This window comes from Enterobacter sp. Taxon_8 (assembly GCF_058354585.1).
The window spans coordinates 12619-30498 of record NZ_CM177989.1 but is presented as its reverse complement, the minus strand read 5'-3'; the positions used below and the strand labels follow the sequence as shown (position 1 = coordinate 30498).

The 17880-nt window shown below is 58.1% G+C and carries 17 protein-coding genes and 1 other annotated feature; of the genes, 6 read left to right on the top strand and 11 right to left on the bottom strand.

Translation table 11 applies throughout. The annotated features are described in order from the left end of the window. The first annotated feature begins 42 nt into the window (after positions 1 to 42). Together AC4IBF_RS00140 and emrD are read left to right on the top strand one after the other, a co-directional pair. The gene (locus AC4IBF_RS00140; protein ID WP_133293471.1) at positions 43 to 876 is read left to right on the top strand and encodes an EamA family transporter; all 834 of its coding nucleotides are present in this window, start codon (positions 43 to 45) and stop codon (positions 874 to 876) included. Between the two features lie 175 nt (positions 877 to 1051). Continuing rightward, a complete protein-coding gene (emrD, locus tag AC4IBF_RS00135; protein ID WP_252093518.1) occupies positions 1052 to 2236 on the top strand; it encodes a multidrug efflux MFS transporter EmrD in 1185 nt (394 codons plus the stop codon). Here emrD and AC4IBF_RS00130 read toward each other — a convergent pair. Next, the gene (locus AC4IBF_RS00130; RefSeq protein WP_133293470.1) at positions 2139 to 3227 is read right to left on the bottom strand and encodes a cellulase family glycosylhydrolase; all 1089 of its coding nucleotides are present in this window, start codon (positions 3225 to 3227) and stop codon (positions 2139 to 2141) included. The genes emrD and AC4IBF_RS00130 overlap by 98 nt on opposite strands. A gap of 84 nt (positions 3228 to 3311) precedes the next feature. Beyond that, complete coding sequence (gene dsdC / locus AC4IBF_RS00125) at positions 3312 to 4238, bottom strand: DNA-binding transcriptional regulator DsdC (protein ID WP_023309825.1); 927 nt, start codon at positions 4236 to 4238, stop codon at positions 3312 to 3314. Positions 4239 to 4442: 204 nt separating this feature from the next. Between dsdC and dsdX the strand changes: the two genes are divergently transcribed. Both dsdX and dsdA read left to right on the top strand, forming a co-directional pair. Further along, entirely contained in the window at positions 4443 to 5780 is a 1338-nt protein-coding gene (gene dsdX / locus AC4IBF_RS00120) for a D-serine transporter DsdX (RefSeq protein ID WP_136195858.1), read from the top strand. Between the two features lie 17 nt (positions 5781 to 5797). Then, positions 5798 to 7084, top strand: a complete 1287-nt coding sequence (gene dsdA, locus AC4IBF_RS00115) for a D-serine ammonia-lyase (RefSeq protein WP_136195857.1) — start codon at positions 5798 to 5800, stop codon at positions 7082 to 7084. Between the two features lie 35 nt (positions 7085 to 7119). Here the strand turns inward: dsdA and AC4IBF_RS00110 are convergent, their stop codons facing one another. From AC4IBF_RS00110 to AC4IBF_RS00095, 4 genes are all read right to left on the bottom strand, one after another. Next, positions 7120 to 7467 (bottom strand): DUF202 domain-containing protein, encoded by a 348-nt coding sequence (locus AC4IBF_RS00110; RefSeq protein WP_115876759.1) that lies wholly within the window; start codon positions 7465 to 7467, stop codon positions 7120 to 7122. Then, on the bottom strand, positions 7457 to 7804 hold the full coding sequence (locus AC4IBF_RS00105; RefSeq protein ID WP_143344454.1) for a YidH family protein: 348 nt from the start codon (positions 7802 to 7804) through the stop codon (positions 7457 to 7459). Before AC4IBF_RS00105 ends, AC4IBF_RS00110 begins: the two co-directional genes overlap by 11 nt. A gap of 92 nt (positions 7805 to 7896) precedes the next feature. After that, positions 7897 to 9219, bottom strand: a complete 1323-nt coding sequence (locus tag AC4IBF_RS00100) for a 6-phospho-alpha-glucosidase (protein WP_111964251.1) — start codon at positions 9217 to 9219, stop codon at positions 7897 to 7899. After that, a complete protein-coding gene (locus tag AC4IBF_RS00095; RefSeq protein ID WP_133293466.1) occupies positions 9216 to 10838 on the bottom strand; it encodes an alpha-glucoside-specific PTS transporter subunit IIBC in 1623 nt (540 codons plus the stop codon). Before AC4IBF_RS00095 ends, AC4IBF_RS00100 begins: the two co-directional genes overlap by 4 nt. A 221-nt stretch (positions 10839 to 11059) precedes the next feature. On the opposite strand from AC4IBF_RS00095, the gene AC4IBF_RS00090 reads away from it, so the two are divergent. Further along, complete coding sequence (locus AC4IBF_RS00090) at positions 11060 to 11806, top strand: GntR family transcriptional regulator (protein ID WP_133293465.1); 747 nt, start codon at positions 11060 to 11062, stop codon at positions 11804 to 11806. Here the strand turns inward: AC4IBF_RS00090 and AC4IBF_RS00085 are convergent. The 3 genes from AC4IBF_RS00085 to ibpA all read right to left on the bottom strand — a co-directional run bounded on the left by AC4IBF_RS00085 (position 11774) and on the right by ibpA (position 14576). Further along, on the bottom strand, positions 11774 to 13435 hold the full coding sequence (locus AC4IBF_RS00085; RefSeq protein WP_491463093.1) for a putative transporter: 1662 nt from the start codon (positions 13433 to 13435) through the stop codon (positions 11774 to 11776). The two genes, AC4IBF_RS00090 and AC4IBF_RS00085, sit on opposite strands and share 33 nt — an antisense overlap. Positions 13436 to 13600: 165 nt before the next feature. Then, positions 13601 to 14029, bottom strand: a complete 429-nt coding sequence (gene ibpB / locus AC4IBF_RS00080) for a small heat shock chaperone IbpB (RefSeq protein ID WP_008500161.1) — start codon at positions 14027 to 14029, stop codon at positions 13601 to 13603. Positions 14030 to 14165: 136 nt separating this feature from the next. Further along, positions 14166 to 14576 (bottom strand): small heat shock chaperone IbpA, encoded by a 411-nt coding sequence (ibpA, locus tag AC4IBF_RS00075; RefSeq protein WP_008500162.1) that lies wholly within the window; start codon positions 14574 to 14576, stop codon positions 14166 to 14168. Further along, positions 14570 to 14641, bottom strand: a sequence feature (ROSE (Repression Of Heat Shock gene Expression) occurs in the 5'-region of heat shock genes and acts as an RNA thermometer to modulate expression.). Its footprint overlaps the gene before it by 7 nt. A gap of 248 nt (positions 14642 to 14889) precedes the next feature. Here ibpA and AC4IBF_RS00070 point away from each other — a divergent pair. After that, positions 14890 to 15222, top strand: coding sequence for a YceK/YidQ family lipoprotein (locus AC4IBF_RS00070; RefSeq protein WP_096150942.1), 333 nt, complete (start codon positions 14890 to 14892; stop codon positions 15220 to 15222). On the opposite strand, the gene AC4IBF_RS00065 is transcribed toward AC4IBF_RS00070, so the two are convergent. Together AC4IBF_RS00065 and AC4IBF_RS00060 are read right to left on the bottom strand one after the other, a co-directional pair. Then, complete coding sequence (locus AC4IBF_RS00065) at positions 15219 to 16448, bottom strand: YidR family protein (protein ID WP_491463092.1); 1230 nt, start codon at positions 16446 to 16448, stop codon at positions 15219 to 15221. The two genes, AC4IBF_RS00070 and AC4IBF_RS00065, sit on opposite strands and share 4 nt — an antisense overlap. A 51-nt stretch (positions 16449 to 16499) precedes the next feature. After that, the gene (locus tag AC4IBF_RS00060) at positions 16500 to 17837 is read right to left on the bottom strand and encodes an MFS transporter (RefSeq protein WP_048702291.1); all 1338 of its coding nucleotides are present in this window, start codon (positions 17835 to 17837) and stop codon (positions 16500 to 16502) included. Positions 17838 to 17880 lie beyond the last annotated feature (43 nt).

Below are 17880 nucleotides of genomic sequence, written 5' to 3'. Positions count from 1 at the left end.
GTGAATGTTACAGTTGAGTGACAATTCACCACCCGATACGCCATGACCATCACCGTATTCTGCATTTTGCTCTTCGCCGCGCTGCTGCATGCCAGCTGGAACGCCATCGTTAAGGCCGGAACGGACAAGCTCTATTCCGCCATAAGCGTCAGCGGATCCGCCACGCTTATCGCTCTGGTCTTACTGCCGTTTTCCCCACAGCCATCTGCTGCAAGCTGGCCGTTTTTGATTGTCTCCTGCGCCCTACAGGTGGTGTACACCGTGCTGGTTGCGAAGACCTATCAAGTCTCCGATATGAGCCAGACCTACCCGCTGATGCGCGGCACCGCCCCGCTGCTGGTGGCGCTGATCAGCGTGCTGGCGCTCGGCGATCGTCTCTCCTGGCTCGCCTGGTCCGGCATTGGGGTGATCTGCCTGTCGATTCTGGCGATGGCGATGAACGGGCGCATGCAGTCACGCAAAGGGATCTGGCTGGCGCTGCTAAATGCCTGCTTTATTGCCGGGTATACGCTGGTGGACGGCACCGGCGTGCGGCTGTCGGAGACCGCGCTGGGCTATACGCTGTGGACCTTCTTTATGAACGGCTTCTGCCTGCTCGGCTGGGCGATGGTGGCGCGTCGGCGCCAGGCGTCCGGCTACCTGCGCCTGCACTGGAAAAAGGGGCTGCTCGGCGGGGTTGGCACCATGGGCTCTTACGGTCTGGCGCTGTGGGCGATGACGCAGGCGCCGCTGGCGGTAGTCGCGGCGCTGCGTGAAACTTCCATACTCTTCGGCGCGCTAATCGCGTTTGTCCTTTTAAAAGAGAAGGTTGCGGGCCTGCGCATCGCGGCGGCGCTGGGTATCGCCGGCGGCGCCATTTTGCTACGTCTGGCGTAAATCACTGGCAACATTAGTTGCCGTTCTTGTTTACAAATCCTGCCTTTCACGTTTTTTTCATTCACCACGACAATGCTTAATTTGTCATCTCTCTGTGGTAGATTCCTCGCGCATTTATGGGAATGCGCAGTCACTTATTCTTCATTTCTCTCTTTTGGCAAAAGTATTCAGCGACATGAAAAAGCAACGGAACGTTAACTTATTGTTGATGCTGGTGTTACTGGTGGCCGTCGGTCAGATGGCGCAAACCATCTACATTCCGGCGATTGCCGACATGGCAAAGGAATTAAACGTCCGCGAGGGCTCGGTACAAAGCGTGATGGCAGCCTACCTGCTGACCTATGGCGTTTCGCAGCTGTTCTATGGACCGCTCTCCGACCGTATCGGACGCCGTCCGGTGATTTTAGTCGGTATGTGCATTTTCATGGTGGCGACCGTGATTGCGATGACCACCCACAGCCTGACCGTACTGATTGCCGCCAGCGCTCTGCAGGGCGTCGGAACCGGCGTTGGCGGCGTGATGGCGCGAACCCTACCGCGCGATATGTATCAGGGCACTCAGCTGCGCCATGCCAATAGCCTGTTGAATATGGGGATTCTGGTGAGCCCACTGCTGGCCCCGCTGATTGGCGGCCTGCTGGACACTATGTGGTCCTGGCGCGCCTGCTACGCCTTCCTGCTGGTGCTGTGCATCATTGTCACCTTCAGCATGGCGCGCTGGATGCCGGAAACGCGTCCGCAGGACGCGCCGCGCACGAAGCTTATCGCCAGCTATAAAACGCTGTTCGGCAACGGCGCGTTCACCTTCTACCTGCTGATGCTGATTGGCGGCCTGGCGGGTATCGCAGTCTTTGAAGCCTGCTCCGGCGTGCTGCTGGGCGCGGGGCTGGGCCTGAGCAGCATGGTGGTGAGCATTCTGTTTATTCTGCCAATCCCGGCGGCGTTCTTCGGCGCGTGGTTTGCCGGGCGTCAGAACAAGCGCTTCTCCACCCTGATGTGGCAGTCGGTGATCAGCTGCCTGCTGGCGGGTCTGATGATGTGGATCCCAGGGCTGTTTGGCGTGATGACCGTCTGGACGCTGCTCATCCCTGCAGCGCTGTTCTTCTTCGGCGCGGGGATGCTGTTCCCGCTCGCCACCAGCGGTGCGATGGAGCCGTTCCCGTTCCTCGCAGGCACGGCGGGCGCGCTGGTGGGCGGTTTGCAGAACATTGGTTCCGGCGCGCTGGCCTGGCTGTCGGCGATGATGCCGCAGACCGGGCAGTCTAGTTTGGGGTTGCTGATGACGCTGATGGGGCTGCTGATTTTACTGTGCTGGCTGCCGCTGGCGTCGCGCGTTCCGCATCACGAGCAGCCGGTTTAAGCGCATGATGGCCCGGCTTCTCGCCGGGCTTTTCACAGGCAGGCGTTATCATCGCCTGCAGTAAGGGCTCTGGCGCAGGCCGCCAGGCCCCCTCTTCCCCGTCGTAAAACTGGAAATCCGCGTTAAGCGCATACGGGATTTTCGCTTTTTGCAGTTCGCAGGCCATAAAGGTGGCGAAGGCCATTTGCGAAGCGGTTGGCGTAAGGTGGTTTGACTCCCCCACGCCCCAGCCCCCGACCCAGCTAACGTGACCGGTTTTTTGCTGCCAGTGCAGGGCGGTATTGATGCGATTATGGATAGCCGCTTTCTCCGCCGCCGTGCCGGACGTCCACGGGTATTTACCACCATTTTTCAGCGGCCCCCACGGGAAAATATGCCACTCCGCCAGCAGGTAGTTTTGGCTGTGCGCAGGCAGCTTCAGGCTGGATAAATCCTCCGGTGCGGCACGCAGGCGCGGCGCAATAAAGATCATGCGCTGGGGGTCGATGTCGTGGATCGCTTTAATAGATTTTTCATACACGCGGTTTAGCGACGCCAGGCTGTGGTTAAGCTTGTCGGCCGGCTCATAGATGAGATCAAAACCCAGCTGCGGATAGCTTTGGCCGAAATAGTGTGCCACGGCAATCCACCAGTTGACCGTCTCTTTCTCGTTATCGGCTTTCGGGTCGTTTTTATATTCATCAGCCTGATAAGCAATTATCGGGATCACGCCATACTGCTCGCAGGCTTCTACCAGCTTGCGAAGGTGAATTAACCGCGCTTCCGTCGGCTCATCGGCCACGCGGATGCGCACGTGGGTAATGCCTTTTGCACGAAAATCGCGGACCACCAGCGGGTCGAATTCACGTATGCCGCGCTCGGTGCGCGCCCAGTCCACATCCATCCCGACGCCCAACTGCTGCGCATAACGGGCAGCCGTCAGCGGCGGCTCAGCGGCCATCGCCCAGCCGGAAGAGATCAGTAATGCAGAGGCAATAAAAGGCTTTAACACGGTTTACCCTGGATAAATCGAAAGCATTACCTGTATTTAGCACGCTTTTTGACATTTGGTGTAGAGCGAAAGCGTAATAATTCTTCAACCTGCCAGTTCTTTCAGCCAGCCGATAAAGGCGTCTATTTTCGGCCACTGACGGCCAGAAAGCGTCGAGACATAGTAGTGCTGATGGCATTTCAGGGTCTTGTCACCAAACGGGGCGATCAGCTCGCCCCGTTCGAGCCTCTTCTGCACCAGCCGCTTTCTGCCCATCGCGACGCCGACGTGGTTGATGGCCGCAATAATCGCTAAATCGGAACGATCGAAACCAATGCCCGACGATGGCGGCATATTCACCGCAAAGTGTTGCGCCCAGCTCAGCCACTCATCCGTCCCGGAATCGTTGCTCCAGGCCTGACGGTCGTGCAGCAGTGTGCAGTGGCTGAGGTTATCGGGGTTTTTCAGCAGTTCATGCTCGCGGGCATACTGCGGTGAGCAGACGGGCAAAATCTCCTCGTCCATCAGGAAGTGATGAGAGAGGTGGTTTGGCGGCGTATCGTCGAAATAGAGCGCCAGATCGACGCCCGTTCGCTGCATATTGACGTAATCATTGCCGGTCAGGATGGTGAGTGAAATCGACGGATAGCGGCGGGTAAAGTCCCCCAGCATGGGCACCAGCCAGCACTGGGCGATCGACGGCCGGGAGTAGACCGTCAGCGTGCCGGACAGCGCCTGGTTTTTGATGTCCAGGATCTCCTGATTCAGAGTATCGAGGGACGATTTCAGCGTCCAGTAAACGCGCTTTCCCTCCTGCGTCAGCTCAACTTTACGGTGCGAGCGGACGAACAGCTGAATGCCCAGCTCCTCTTCCAGCAGGTTGATGCGGTGGCTCACCGCGCTGGGGCTGAGCGACAGCTCCTCCGCCGCCAGGGCGAAGGACTCATGCCGGGCGGCCACTTCAAAGGTATACATTTTCGACAGTTGCCAGCCGTTTAACAGGCGGTTTCTGGCTTCATTCGCATCGGTCATCACAATTCTCACGCGGGTTTTCTGCGCTCAGCATACCGCTCAAGGGTGAATTTATGTGAACCTAATACGAATTAAGTGCGCTTTTTAGAGCGCAGTCACTCAGTTGATCCAATCTGGCTCACCTGAACGCCAATTTATATCGTTTGTCAGCCCACGCCGTTTTTTCGTCCAATACCCACAGATGACATAAGGGTGAGGTGAGATATGGGATCTCAGGTCTGGGTTGTGGCAACGCTGCTGGTCAGCATTGTGTTGATTGTTTTAACCATCGTAAAACTGAAGTTTCACCCGTTCCTCGCGTTGCTGCTGGCGAGCTTTTTCGTCGGCGCGATGATGGGGATGAGCCCGCTGGATATGGTGAACGCCATCGAGAGCGGAATTGGCGGTACGCTGGGCTTCCTGGCGGCGGTGATTGGTCTGGGAACCATTCTCGGCAAGATGATGGAAGTCTCCGGCGCGGCAGAGCGCATCGGGATCGCACTGCAGCGCTGCCGCTGGCTGTCGGCGGACGTGATTATGGTGCTGGTAGGCCTTATCTGCGGCATTACGCTGTTTGTGGAAGTGGGCGTGGTACTGCTGATCCCGCTGGCGTTTTCCATCGCCAAAAAGACCAACACGTCGCTGCTCAAGCTGGCCATTCCGCTCTGTACCGCGCTGATGGCGGTGCATTGCGTAGTGCCGCCGCATCCGGCCGCGCTGTTTGTGACCAATAAATTAGGCGCGGACGTCGGAACGGTCATTGTCTACGGTTTGATGGTGGGCCTGATGGCCTCGCTGGTCGGCGGCCCGCTGTTCCTGAAGCTGCTCGGCAATCGTCTGCCGTTTAAACCGGTTCCGGCGGAATTTTCAGACCTGAAGGTGCGGGAAGAGCACACCCTGCCGTCGCTGGGCGCCACGCTGTTCACGGTGCTGCTGCCGATTGCCCTGATGCTGTTGAAAACCATCGCCGAGCTGAATATGGCGAAAGAAGGCACGCTGTATACGCTGCTGGAGTTTATCGGCAACCCGATCACCGCGATGTTTATCGCCGTGTTTGTCGCCTACTACCTGCTGGGCATCCGCCAGCATATGGGCATGGGCGCGATGCTAACCCATACCGAGCACGGCTTCGGCTCTATCGCCAACATTTTGCTGATTATCGGCGCGGGCGGCGCGTTTAACGCCATCCTGAAAACCAGCGGACTGGCGGACTCGCTGGCGCATATTCTCTCGAACCTGCACATGCACCCTATCCTGCTTGCCTGGCTGGTGGCGCTGGTGCTGCATGCCGCCGTAGGCTCCGCGACGGTGGCGATGATGGGCGCCACGGCGATAGTCGCGCCGATGCTGCCGCTCTACCCGAATGTGAGCCCGGAGATCATCACCATTGCCATCGGTTCCGGCGCCATTGGCTGCACAATCGTAACCGATTCCCTCTTCTGGCTGGTGAAGCAATACTGCGGCGCGACCCTGAATGAGACCTTCAAATACTATACGACGGCGACGTTTATCGCCTCGGTGCTTGCACTTGGTGGCACATTCCTGCTTTCTTTCATTATCTGAGCGCGAAGAGACGTATTATGGAAAACGCAACTATCACTACTTTAACCGCACAGTTTCCTCTGGTTGAGGATCTGATTGCCCTGAAAGAAACCACCTGGATTAACCCCCGCACCACGACGCTGGCTGAAGGGCTGCCCCATGTTGGGCTGACCAAAGCCGATGTGGACAACGCCCACGCTCGCCTGAAACGCTTCGCGCCTTATCTGGCGAAAGCCTTCCCTGAGACGGCGGCAACGGGCGGGATTATTGAATCCGAGCTGGTCGCGATTCCGGCAATGCAGGCGCGGCTGGAGAAAGAGTCCGGCAAGGCCATTCCCGGCACCCTGCTGCTGAAAAAAGACAGCCATTTGCCGATCTCCGGCTCGATTAAAGCGCGCGGCGGTATCTATGAGGTGCTGACCCACGCGGAAAAACTGGCGCTGGAAGCCGGGTTGCTGAGCGTTGAAGACGACTACAGCGTTCTGCTGGAGCCGCGCTTTAAGGACTTCTTCAGCCAGTACAGCATCGCCGTGGGCTCAACCGGCAACCTGGGTATGTCCATCGGCATTATGAGCGCCCGCATCGGCTTTAAGGTGACGGTGCATATGTCCGCCGACGCCCGCGAGTGGAAGAAAGCCAAACTGCGCAGCCATGGCGTGATCGTCGTGGAATACGAGCAGGATTATGGCGTGGCGGTGGAGCAGGGACGCAAAGCGGCGGAAAGCGATCCGAACTGTTTCTTCATTGACGATGAAAACTCCCGCACCCTGTTCCTGGGTTACGCGGTAGCAGGCGAGCGGCTGAAGGCGCAGTTTGCCGCACAGGGCCGCGTGGTGGATGCGGAGCATCCGCTGTATGTCTACCTGCCGTGCGGCGTCGGCGGCGGCCCCGGCGGCGTGGCGTTTGGCCTGAAGCTGGCCTTTGGCGACAACGTTCACTGCTTCTTCGCGGAGCCCACGCACTCCCCGTGCATGCTGCTGGGCGTCTACACCGGCCTGCACGACGAGATTGCCGTGCAGGACCTGGGCATTGATAACGTGACGGCGGCGGACGGGCTGGCGGTAGGACGTGCCTCCGGCTTCGTGGGCCGCGCGATGGAGCGCCTGCTTGATGGGTTCTATACGCTTTCCGATCAGAGCATGTACGACATGCTCGGCTGGCTGGCGCAGGAGGAAGGCATTCGTCTGGAACCGTCGGCGCTGGCGGGGATGGCCGGGCCGGTGCGCGTCAGTGCCGGTGCGAACGTTACCCACGTTGTGTGGGCGACCGGCGGCGGGATGGTGCCGGAAGACGAGATGGCGAAGTATTTAGCAAAAGGCCGCTAATCGTAGGCCCGGTAAGGCGTAGCTGCCACCGGGCTTTAAAAGCTCACAATTTGCTGAATGTGAGTCACTGCGAAGAGTAAAGACAGAGACAGCACGGCCAGCGCAATCAGGAACTTATCCCGCACCGCCTTCGGCTGCACAAAGTCGTTCTGCGCCACGTCCATCAGGTTACGGCTGCGGGTATAGCGCCATAAAACGATCGCCACCAGCGCCAGCACAACAAGCGAGATCCAGAACGGCACCCCGGTGCGGTGCCAGTTGTGCTTAATCGCCAGGGCAATCAGCGCGCCATACCCCAGCAGCGTACGCAGCCAGGCGAGCGACGTCCGCTCCGGCTGCAGGCCGGGGTCCGCTTCCCGTCGCGCTTTGCGGCTATCCGCCATAGAACACCAGCACCATCACCACGCCCGCCACCGCCAGCAAAACCGCGCTGATGATGAGTAACCCGTGCGTATAGGGCAGATCCTGCTTCAGACGCATCGCCTTCTCATTGCGCAGCCAGCGCAGGTAGCCGTAAACCGCCAGCACGCCCGCGAAAAGGCACAGCAGCAGCGCCAGCACCTCGCGAATCAGCGGCGTGGCGAAATCAGGCGCGAGCTGGTCGAGCCCCACCCCGGCGGCAAGGAATCCCAGCGCGGTGCGGATCCACGCTAAAAACGTGCGTTCATTAGCCAGTGAGAAGCGGTAGTCCGGCGCTTCGCCGAGGCGGGAAATTTTCATGAAGGTTCCTTGTCGAGCTACGGGCAGGCTTCAGCATAGCGTAAATCGACAAGGACAAGGAGACCGACATCGGGCGATGTCGGTCAGGACGATCAGTGCAGCTCTGGCCAGTAATCCTTATTGGCCTCGATCAGGTCATCCAGAATCGCTTTCGCGACGGACGCGCTCGGCACGGTTTTCGACAGGGTAATCGCCTGCCAGAGTTTCTGATACGAGCGCTGCTCCCAGGCATCCACTACCAGTTTTTCCACCGCTACCTGCTGGCTCATCAGCCCTTTCTGGAAGTGTGGAATATCGCCCACCGTAAGCGGCTCAGGACCGTTATGGCCCACCAGGCAAGGAATTTCCACCATCGCATCGGCATCGAAGTTATGGATGGCCCCGTTGTTAGGCACAATCAGCAGCATCCGCTCCTGGGTGTTAAAGGCAATTGCCGTCGCCAGATCGACGATATACGACGCATGTTCATCAATTTCCAGCTCACCGGCGGAAGATTTGCCCGCCTCGATAATCGCCCGGCAGGAACTGAACACATGCTTTTCACGGTGATCCATGACCTCATTGGCGCGGGTGCGTTCCGGGTTGGAATGCGCGACCACGTAGTCCGGGAACAGGTAATACTTCAGGTAGGTGTTCGGCATGGTGTCCGGATCCAGCGCCTGCACGTCTTTTGCTTTAGCGAACGTATCGTTCCAGCTCGCTTCGGTGTGCGCATCTTCCGAAGGCGGAACATAGCCGTTTTTCGCCACGTATTCGCGCAGCTTCGGCATCAGATCGTTGCCGTTCAGGTCTTCAATCGACGTCCACCAGCCGAAGTGATTCAGACCGTAGTAGCGCACGCGCATCTCTTTGCGGTCCTTCAGGCCGACTATCTGCGCCATGCGCCCTTCAATGCCGATCGGCATATCGCAGATGTTGAGGATTTTGGCGTTCGGACGCAGACGGCGCGTGGCTTCCGCGACAATCGCCGCCGGGTTGGAGTAGTTCAGCATCCACGCGTTTGGGGAGTACTGCTCCATGTAATCCACCAGCTCCAGCACGCCGCCGATAGAGCGCATGCCGTAGGAGATGCCGCCCGGGCCGCAGGTTTCCTGGCCCAGCACGCCGTGGCGCAGCGGGATTTTTTCATCTTTTTCACGCATTGGGTATTTGCCCACGCGGATATGCGCCATTACGAAATCGACATCGGTAAACGCCGCTTTCGGATCGGTGGTGTAGCTGAATTCAATCTCCGGAGCCTGCTCCTTAAGGATGATTTTGCACGCTTCGGCGATGGTCTCCTGACGCGCGCCGTCGTTGTCATAAAACTTCAGGGCGCGCAGCGGGAAACGGTCACGGTTGGCTAACAGCATCAGGACGATACCAGGCGTAAAGGTGCTGCCGCCGCCTGCAATGACAACTGAGAATTTTTTCATGATATAGCCTCTGTCAGGGTGGTTTGTTCATTCGTTAAGGGGGTTTTCATCAGCGATTCCAGCTGGTCGCGCACCTGAGGAACGTGCAGGCCGACAATCACCTGAATACCGTTGCCGCGTCGCACCACGCCGTGGGCGCCGAGGGCTTTGAAGACGTCATCGCTTTGCGTTTTCGCCATATCGACCAGGGCGATGCGCAGGCGGGTGGCGCAGTTGTTGATGCTTTCGATGTTGGCCGCGCCGCCAAGCGCCTGCAGGAACCCGGCGGCCTGTCCGACCTGCTGGCTGGCCGCCGCCGGGGCGGTGGTTTGCCCGCGCGCCGCCTTATAGTCGGCCTTGCTGTAGAGTTTGATTTCGCTCTCTTCCCGGCCCGGCGTTTTCAGGTTCAGACGCGCAATCAGCGTTTTGAAGACCACGAAGTAAATTCCGGTGAAGCACACGCCAATGCCGATCTGGGTGAACACCGTCGAGGCGTGGTTGTGGAACATCGGGATCCAGTTTTGCGGCAGGAACTGGTCCAGCAGGCCGCCGCCCATGTTGCCGACCACGCCGAAGGTGTACATCACCGTTGCCATGGTCGCCGCCAGCACGGCGTGAACGGCAAACAGCAGCGGCGAGATAAACAGGAAGGTGAATTCGAGCGGTTCAGTAATGCCCACCAGCACCGCGGTAAGCGTGGCCGGGACCAGCAGCCCCGCGACCTTGACGCGGTTTTCCGGCGACGCGGTGTACCAGATCGCCAGCGCAATCCCGATCGAACCGAACACTTTTGAGTTACCGTGCAGGGCGAAGCCGCCTTCCGGGAAGAGGGTTTTCAGCGGCAGGGTGCTCTGGCTGAATTCCTGCAGGTGCTGTGCCCAGTAGACCTGAATCCCCCCCTCCACCGCCGCCGGGCCGAAGATGAACGGACCGTAGACGAAGTGGTGCAATCCGGTTGGGATCAGAATGCGTTCCAGGAAGGTATACACCCACACGCCCAGCGCCCCGGCAGAGCGCAGGAACGCCTGCAGAGACTCAATGCCCATCTGCACTTTCGGCCAGCCCAGCAGCGTCAGCCAGGCGCAGGGGATCATGACGAAGAACGCGAGGATAACGACAAACGAGCTGCCCTGGAAAATCCCCAGAAACACCGGCAGCGGCTTGTCAAAATAGCGGTTGTGGATGGCGGTGACGATGCCTGAAATCACGATGGCACCGATGATGCTGGTATCGAGCGTTTTGATCCCGGCAATCATCGCCAGCCCGCTACCCGCCGTCGGTTCGGCGGAGAAGTCGACGCCGAAGAAGTGGCCCCAGGTCATCCCCATCGCGTTGATGAAGTAGTTCCAGGTCAGGAAGCTAATCAGCACAGCCAGACAGGCGCGGCCCTGGGCCTGCTTCGCCAGGCCAATCGGCAGGCCGACGGCAAAAATCAGCGGCATATTGCGGAACACCGCCCAGCCGCCCTCTTCAATAATGTGAACAATCTGCGCGAAAAGATGATCGGGGGCCGTTAAGGCTTCGCCGACAAACAGCGGGTTGCGAAGCATGATGGCGATTCCCACCACGATCCCGGCGAACGGAAACAGCAACACCGGGGTAAACATGGCACCGCCAAAACGTTGTATTTGACTGAGCATTTTTAAATCCTCATGAAACAACCTGTAGGGGTAGAGGCCTTTATGGTTTTTTGCTGGCCTGAGGTGAGCATAAGAACTTACTGATGCGCGAACATGGCGTGCCGCTGCGATTCGTGATCGCATTCATGGTTTTATTTTGACCAATCAGGTCTACTTTTTGCGGTAAATATGGACATGTCAGGACGCCATCCACGCCCTGATAAGGGCAGAGAGGTCTACTGGTGATCTACAAATCCATTGCTGACAGATTGCGGCTGCGGCTGAATTCGTCGGACTACAATATCGGCAGTCCGCTGCCGGGCGAGAAAGCGCTGGCGCAGGAGTTCGGCGTGGCGCGAATGACCATCCGCAAGGCGCTGGATCTGCTGGTGAGCTGGGGGCTGGTTGAACGGCGGCACGGCAGCGGCACGTTTGTGTCACGCAAAGACGTTCACCACGAAACCACCAACCTGACCGGGCTGGTGGAAGTGTTGCGTCAGCAGGGAAAAGAGGTGCAGAGCAAGGTGCTGCAGTTTGAAGTGATGCCCGCCCCGCCCGCCATCGCCAGCCAGCTGCGAATTCAGGTGGATGAGCGGATCTACTTTTCCCGGCGGGTGCGCTACGTGGACGGAAAACCGCTGATGCTGGAGGACAGTTTTATGCCGGTGAAGCTGTTTCGCAACCTGTCGCTGGCGCATCTTGAAGGGTCAAAGTTTGATTACATCGAGAAGGAGTGCGGGGTCACCATCAGCGGCAACTACGAGAGCCTGACGCCGGTGCTGGCAGATAAAACGCTGGCCGGTTATATGAACCTGCCGGAACAGACGCCGCTGCTGCGAATTACATCTCTCTCCTACAGCGACAGCGGCGAGTTCCTCAACTATTCCGTGATGTTCCGAAATACCAGTGATTACCAGGTGGACTACCATCTGCGGCGCATCCACCCGGAAGATTTACTAGCTCATCCCCCAGAACAGCACCGCCAGTAGCTGCGGGGTGATGATGCGCAGGAACATCACCAGCGGGTAGACGGTGGCATAGGAGAGCGCGGCCGCGCCGCTGGTGGTGTGCAGGTTATTGGCAAAGGCCAGCGCGGGCGGATCGGTCATGGAACCCGCCAGCATGCCGCACAGCGTCAGGTAGTTCATTTTGGCGAACATCCGCGCCAGTGTGCCCACCGTCAGCAACGGAATAGCCGTGATAAATATGCCGTAACCGACCCAGCTCATCCCTTCGCCCTTGATCAGGGTGTCGACGAAATCCCCGCCGGACTTCAGCCCGACCACCGCAAGGAACAGCACGATGCCCAGCTCGCGCAGCGCCAGGTTAGCGCTTGGCGGCATAAACCAGTAGAGCTTACCGATGCAGCCGATACGCCCGAGGATCAACGCCATAATCAGCGGTCCGCCCGCCAGGCCCAGCTTGAGCGCCACCGGGAAGCCAGGCACGTACAGCGGGATGGAACCGAGCAGCACGCCAAGCCCGATACCGATAAACACCGGTAGCATCTGCACCTGCTGCAGCTTCTGCTGGGCGTTACCCACCATATCCGCGACGGCGTCGATGGAAGACGGGCGCCCAACCAGGTTGAGGATATCCCCGAACTGCAGGCTGGCCTCCGGGCTGGCGACCAGCTCGACACCCGCACGGTTAAGGCGGGAGATCACCACGTCATAACGCTCTTTTACCTGCAGATCGCGTATTTTCTTGCCGAGAACATGCTCGTTTGTTACCACCACGCGCTCCACCCGCATATCGGTGCCGCGGGTTGAGAGCGAGGTATCCACTTCCTGACCAATTACCAGCCGCGCGTTATTTAAATCCCCGGGCTGACCGACAAGGTGCAGCAGATCGCCTTGCTGAATGACGGTGCCGGGTGCGGGGACCATCAGCATATCGTCGCGCTTAAGGCGGGAGCAGATGATATTGGCGCTGTTCAGGATCGGCACGTCCTGAATCGCCATATTATTCAGATTAGGGTTATCGACCCGAATGTTGATGGTTTTGATCGGCATATGGCCGTTGGTGAGCGTGGTTTCATGGTCCTTCGCCTCTTTGTCGACGTTAATGCGAAACAGGACGCGGACCAGCCACATGGAGAGCAGAATGCCGCAAATGCCAAACGGATAGGCCATGGCGTAGCTCATCCCCATCTGGTCGACGATGCCGGGTTCGATACCCAAATCGCGAAGGATCTGCTGCCCCGCGCCGAGCGCAGGCGTGTTGGTGACCGCCCCGGAGAAAATGCCCAGCACTACGGGGAGCGGGATATCGAAGATTTTGTGCAGAATCGCGGTGACCAGCCCGCCCATTATCACAATGCCGAGGGCAAACAGGTTGAGCCGTAATCCGGAGACCCTAAGTGAGGCGAAAAACCCCGGTCCCACCTGAATACCGATAGTATAAACGAAGAGGATCAGGCCGAACTCCTGGGTAAAGTGGAGCATTTCGGCGCTGAGGACCAGCCCGAGCTTGTCGGCAAAGTGCCCGACAAAAATGCCGCCAAACAGCACCCCGCCTATCCCAAACCCGACGCCGCGGATTTTGATATTCCCTATCCACAGGCCAACAACAGCGACCAGGGCCAACACGCTTACGGTTAACGCGATATCACTCATGATCCACTTCCTTGGCATAACCTTAGTTATGATAAGGATTCTCTCAGAGCCGTGGGCGGTTGTATGGGCGATGGCGCACAAAAAAGCCCTGCCGGGGCAGGGCTTTATCTTTTCACCCTCTCCCTGTGGGAGAGGGTCGGGGTGAGGGCACCAGCCCGCACCCTGTTAACTGTTTAACGCCGGCCGGTCGCTAATGGCGATACGCTGTGGCGCGATGGCTTCCGGCACGTTACGGGTCAGGTCAATATGCAGCAGCCCGTTGGTAAACGTTGCGCCGGAGACGTCCATATGGTCTGCCAGAGTAAAGCTCAGGCTAAACGGCTGATTAACCAGCCCCTGATGCAGCCATTTGGTCTCGGTCTCTTGTTTCTCCGGCGTACCTTTCACGGTCAGACGCGTGCCTTCAAGCTGGATATCCAGATCCTCCTGGCGGAAACCGGCCAGCGCAAGGGTAATGCGATAATGGTTATCGTCGCTTTTTTCGATGTTGTAAGGCGGAAACGTCTGTTGTTCAGCGGTGTTTTGCAGGGCGTTAGCCAGTTTGTCAAAACCAATCCACTGACGAAGCAAGGGGGATAAATCGTAGTTACGCATACTAAATCTCCTTCTGAGAAGCGAGTTCGGCACAGTTTAATTTTGTGCACAGTTGTTCCTGCAAATCCTCATGGATTCGCATATGCTCCCGTTACGGCAAGCAAGTCTGGGTGGGCCGCTCGCGCGACCCGCATAATTAGTTAATTTCGATACGACGCGGTTTTTTCTCTTCCGGAATCACACGTTCCAGTTCGATAAACAGCAGGCCGTTGACCAGGTTCGCGCCTTTCACGTGAATGTTCTCGGCTAACTGGAACTTGCGTTCAAAGTTGCGCTCGGCGATGCCCTGATAAAGGTAGGTACGTTCTTTCTGCTCGGCCGTATGGGAACCTTTCACCACCAGCAGGTTGTCCTGAGCGGTGATCTCCAGTTCGTTTTCTGCAAAACCGGCGACGGCAATGGCGATGCGGTAGTGGTTTTCGTCAACCAGCTCAACATTGTATGGAGGGTAGCCGTTGCTCTGGCTTTGGTTATTTTCTAAATGGTTAAACAGGCGGTCAAAACCAATTGCAGAACGGTATAGCGGAGAAAGATCGAAGTTACGCATAAATAAAACTCCTGAAATCAGCGAGAAATTGTAGCCTTCCACCATGGACAGGCCTTTGCGCCCCCGAACACCCATCAGGCGAGTTCGTTATCGGGCTACATGATTAAAATGGGTCTGCAATCGGCCTTTTCAAGAACGACACCTGCACTTTTTTTTGCACTTTCCTGCATCTCGCTTAGACTGGGACAACAGCACAAAGGGTTAAATTGCGATGGCTGCCACAGTGCGGGGTTATCGGGCTATCCATTTTGGATAAGGCTCGCTATAACCCTGAGTTGAAGGTCTATGCAGTGCCATTAACGATGACTGAGTGATGATGAAAAATGTTCTGATAAAGCTGACGACGTTCAGCGGGGTTGTTTTACTTTGCGGGTGTTCGAGCGTGATGTCTCACACCGGCGGTAAAGAAGGAACATATCCGGGGACGCGAGCCAGCGCGACGATGCTCTCCGATGACGATACAAACTGGGGCACCAAATCCCTGGTAATCCTCGATATGCCGTTTACGGCCGTGGCGGATACGCTTCTGCTACCGTGGGATATGTTTCGTAAGGACAACTCCGTACGCTCACGGGTAGAAAAAAGCGAGCAGGAGAATCTGGCGACAAACGCCGTCATCCCGCCCGCTGACATGCCTCCACGCTAGCGCTGCGCGGTTTCCGTTACCCAAAGCTGACGGAAACCGGCTGTCTCTTCCATCCATGCAATAACGCGCCCGTCCGGAGAAAACACGACCGCATCAGCAGATGGCGGATTGCCGTGATCGGACGTCAAAAACGTCACCTCTCCGCTCTGTGCGTCGCAGCACGCAATCCTATTTTCGAGCACAAACCCCAAACGATCGCCGGAAGGATGCCAGTTAAATGCAGACTGAATATCGCTTCCGTTTCGCGTCAACTGGCACGGCTCGCCGCCCTCCGGCGAGATCAGCCACAGCTGCACAATGCCGTTATCATCCCGCATCAGAAACGCAATCTGTGTCCCCTGCGGATTACTGCGAACCCAGTGACGCGGCACGTTTACCAGACCCGGATACGCCCTCTGATGCGTAAAGGTTAAACGACGCTGCTCTACTCCCGCTGGCGGAGCTGGCAGGGTATCCGTCGTGCCCTGTAGCGGCGCATCGCCCGCACGCTTCCAGCCCTGCTCGTCTTCGGGCAGATTAACAATAAAAAGTTCAGGCACTTTCTCGCCCGTTGCAGACAGGGTATCGCCGATAAACGCCAGCCTGTCGTTGCCCACCCAGCCCTCTTCGTAAGCGCGGTTAATCTCGTCGCTGCCCGGCTGCGGATTGGGCGTCGTGCGGCTGACCAGCACGCTCCAGTAAGCGCCCGGGTATTCGCGGGGATGGTTACCCTGCGGCTTCACCGGCCCGTAAGGCGCCGCCACGCCGACGTTGCGTAAATCAAGTTTAGGATCGCGCTCGTGGAGCACGTGGTCGTTATAGGTAAAGCTGACGAGCAGGCCGTTCGGGCTGAAGACATGGACGTGGCTTCCGCCGCGCAGCGCGCCAGGAGTGTACGGCGAAGTGATATCCATCGCGTCCAGGTTGCTCAACTGGCCGTGATGCGCAATCACCCCCTGACGATGATGAAAATCGTAGTGCCAGTCTGCATCCGGGTTTCTCGGACCGTGGATAAAGACGTATTTGTCCTGTGCCGGATGAACGGTCACCACGCCGACGTGCGCGCCGTCAGTGGCGCGATAAACCACCTCCACCTCACCCGTGCCGACGTTGACCCGCTCGATGGTTTCACCGGTGAACGACGCACCTGACGGGCGCACGTCATAGACCAGCCACTGGCTGTCCGGCGTCCAGGTATTGATGTTGGTCAGCTGGTGGTTGCGGGAAGCGAAGGTGATTTGTTTCATGAGGATACCCTGATGCACGGTGAGTGCATCAGGGTAAAACATCCGCAGGGATTAGCCTACTCGTTTCACATCACCCACCAGCAGGATGTAGGAGAGTGCCCCGATCAGCGCCACGGCAGAAATATAGACCAGAGCCGGGCCGAAGCCGTAGTCCTGCGCCAGGTAGCCGATGACCAGCGGTACAGTGATCCCCCCCAGCCCGCCGACAAAGTTGAACACGCCGCCGGTCAGACCAATCAGCCGCATCGGCGCAAGGGATGAGACCAGTGACCAGGTGATAGAGGCGAAACCGTTACCGAAGAACGCCACCGCCATCAGGGTCATAATCCACACCGGATCGTTGGTGTAGTTGGCACCCATGATGCAGGTTGAGATCAGCAAGCCGCAGATGATCGGCGTTTTACGCGCCACGCCCAGCGAGTAGCCTTTTTTCACCAGCTTATCGGCCAGCCAGCCGGAGAGCAGCACGCCGAAGAATGCTGCGAGAAACGGCACGGTGGTCATAAAGCCCGCCTTCAGCGCCGCGATCCCCTTCTCTTGGGTCAGGTAGTTCGGAAACCAGGTGAGGAAGAACCACAGCGTTGAGGTCACCGCGAACTGGCCCAGATAAACGCCCACCAGCTTACGATGGAAGACCAGCTTCCAGTCCGCTTTGGTCAGCGGCTGACGCGCCTCTTTTTTCACCGGCGCATCGCCGTCCACCAGGCCACCGCCGTCGCGGATGTAGTCCAGCTCGGCTTTGGTGATGCTTTTGGTCAGACGCGGCGGCTGGTAAACCTTGAACCAAATCAGCGACCAGATAATGCCAATCCCACCCGTAACGATGAATACCCAGTGCCAGCTCAGCAGCTCCTGGATCCAGATCAGCAGCGGCGTCAGGAACGCCAGGCCGACAAACTGCCCGGAGGTGTAAAAGCCAACGGCGGAAGCGCGCTCGTGTTCCGGGAACCAGCTGGTCACCATGCGGTTGTTGGTAGGAAACGCGGGCGCTTCGAACACCCCAGTGATCGCGCGCAGGCCAATCAGCGACATCAGCCCGGTCGCGAAGCCCTGGAACAGGGTCGCCACGGACCAGCCGAAAATGGCGATAAAGTAGGTCAAACGTGAGCCCACGCGGTCAAGGAACCAGCCGCCCGGGATCTGACAGAGCGTATACAGCCAGGCAAACGCAGAAAAGACGTAGCCCATTTCCGCTTTGGTGATGCCAAACTCTTCCTGGATATGGGCCGATGCCACGGCAAGGTTGGCGCGGTCTACATAGCAAATGACCACGGTAATAAAGATCATAATCAGCGTCAGGTAGCGGCGACGCCCGGTTTTTGTAGCGGTAACTGGAATATCCATCGCAATCTGTCTCCAGATTTTGGGCATAGCGAAGCCGCTCACCATGCCCTGTAATTTACAGAGGGTTATATTTTTGTATGTATGATTT

Bases quoted from the DNA above. Each gene is read 5' to 3' on its own strand.
- AC4IBF_RS00140 (WP_133293471.1), top strand. From the start codon at position 43: ATGACCATCACCGTATTCTGCATTTTGCTCTTCGCCGCGCTGCTGCAT.
- emrD (WP_252093518.1), top strand. From the start codon at position 1,052: ATGAAAAAGCAACGGAACGTTAACTTATTGTTGATGCTGGTGTTACTG.
- dsdC (WP_023309825.1), bottom strand. From the start codon at position 4,238: ATGACCGATGCGAATGAAGCCAGAAACCGCCTGTTAAACGGCTGGCAA.
- dsdX (WP_136195858.1), top strand. From the start codon at position 4,443: ATGGGATCTCAGGTCTGGGTTGTGGCAACGCTGCTGGTCAGCATTGTG.
- dsdA (WP_136195857.1), top strand. From the start codon at position 5,798: ATGGAAAACGCAACTATCACTACTTTAACCGCACAGTTTCCTCTGGTT.
- AC4IBF_RS00110 (WP_115876759.1), bottom strand. From the start codon at position 7,467: ATGGCGGATAGCCGCAAAGCGCGACGGGAAGCGGACCCCGGCCTGCAG.
- AC4IBF_RS00105 (WP_143344454.1), bottom strand. From the start codon at position 7,804: ATGAAAATTTCCCGCCTCGGCGAAGCGCCGGACTACCGCTTCTCACTG.
- AC4IBF_RS00100 (WP_111964251.1), bottom strand. From the start codon at position 9,219: ATGAAAAAATTCTCAGTTGTCATTGCAGGCGGCGGCAGCACCTTTACG.
- AC4IBF_RS00095 (WP_133293466.1), bottom strand. From the start codon at position 10,838: ATGCTCAGTCAAATACAACGTTTTGGCGGTGCCATGTTTACCCCGGTG.
- AC4IBF_RS00085 (WP_491463093.1), bottom strand. From the start codon at position 13,435: ATGAGTGATATCGCGTTAACCGTAAGCGTGTTGGCCCTGGTCGCTGTT.
- ibpB (WP_008500161.1), bottom strand. From the start codon at position 14,029: ATGCGTAACTACGATTTATCCCCCTTGCTTCGTCAGTGGATTGGTTTT.
- ibpA (WP_008500162.1), bottom strand. From the start codon at position 14,576: ATGCGTAACTTCGATCTTTCTCCGCTATACCGTTCTGCAATTGGTTTT.
- AC4IBF_RS00070 (WP_096150942.1), top strand. From the start codon at position 14,890: ATGATGAAAAATGTTCTGATAAAGCTGACGACGTTCAGCGGGGTTGTT.
- AC4IBF_RS00065 (WP_491463092.1), bottom strand. From the start codon at position 16,448: ATGAAACAAATCACCTTCGCTTCCCGCAACCACCAGCTGACCAACATC.
- AC4IBF_RS00060 (WP_048702291.1), bottom strand. From the start codon at position 17,837: ATGGTGAGCGGCTTCGCTATGCCCAAAATCTGGAGACAGATTGCGATG.